The sequence below is a fragment of the Oleiphilus sp. HI0132 genome, from assembly GCF_001635845.1.
Window position 1 is genome coordinate 1 of sequence record NZ_LWGJ01001576.1, and the last position, 835, is coordinate 835.

The following is an 835-nucleotide window of genomic DNA, read 5'->3' on the forward strand; positions in this document are numbered from 1 at the left end:
TGAACCAGTAGATCTTAATGAAGTGATTATCTGGCTAGCAGAGCACTTGGGGCTGACCATCAATACCCAACCTTCCGAGCAGGCAAAACGGCGAAGCGGAAATAAGCAGTGTTCCAATAGGCGAATGTTGGATAGTGCTTATCAACTTCACTATCCGACTTTCCGAGAAGGTTATCAGGCGATGTTAAGACAAACCTAAATAGATGAATTCATCACCATTATGCCATCCATTTCAACCTGAGCATCTTTAGGTAGTGATGCGACGCCAATGGCGGCTCTTGCGGGATAAGGCGCTTCAAAATACTTGGCCATGATTTCATTCACGGTGGCGAAGTGTCCTAGGTCTGTCAGGAAAATATTGAGTTTAACTATGTCTTGAAGTGTACCGCCTGCGGCATTGCATACAGCGGTAAGGTTATCAAATACTCGCGTGATTTGCGTGCTGATATCGCCTTCTACCAGGCTCATCGTACTTGGGTCCAGCGGGATCTGGCCAGATAAAAAAACGGTCTCGCCGACTTTTACTGCCTGGGAATAGGTTCCGATTGCTTCCGGTGCATCTGCTGTTTGAATAATGGACTTGTTACTCATATTTCCTCCTGGAAGCTAATCACTTTATTTTGATATGACTCTGGTAAGCCTTAGAACGGCTTTGATTGAGCGAATTCGGCGCATAACTCGAGCCAGGTGTCGTCGACCCTGAACATGTAGCACAACACTAACAACACTTAGTTTGGCGTTTTGTTCCGTCACGCCGATTCGTTCGATATTACCTTCGGCGTGCGTTATCGCTGCGGCTAGCTCGGCAATAATGCCGCGTTGGCGTTCAAGCTCT

2 protein-coding genes and 1 pseudogene are annotated in these 835 nt (G+C 47.1%); 1 reads left to right on the forward strand and 2 read right to left on the reverse strand.

Translation table 11 applies throughout. The annotated features are described in order from the left end of the window. Positions 1 to 199: pseudogene (locus A3766_RS31525) on the forward strand (SDR family NAD(P)-dependent oxidoreductase); the annotation flags it as partial. Here the strand turns inward: A3766_RS31525 and A3766_RS24355 are convergent. Together A3766_RS24355 and A3766_RS24360 are read right to left on the reverse strand one after the other, a co-directional pair. Next, positions 196 to 591: a RidA family protein gene (locus A3766_RS24355; protein ID WP_068508651.1), complete on the reverse strand. Its 396-nt coding sequence runs from the start codon at positions 589 to 591 to the stop codon at positions 196 to 198. The pseudogene A3766_RS31525 and the gene A3766_RS24355 sit on opposite strands and share 4 nt — an antisense overlap. A gap of 24 nt (positions 592 to 615) precedes the next feature. Continuing rightward, on the reverse strand, positions 616 to 835 hold a 220-nt coding region (locus A3766_RS24360), incomplete at its 5' end, for an ACT domain-containing protein (RefSeq protein WP_156509104.1).

Bases quoted from the DNA above. Each gene is read 5' to 3' on its own strand.
- A3766_RS24355 (WP_068508651.1), bottom strand. From the start codon at position 591: ATGAGTAACAAGTCCATTATTCAAACAGCAGATGCACCGGAAGCAATC.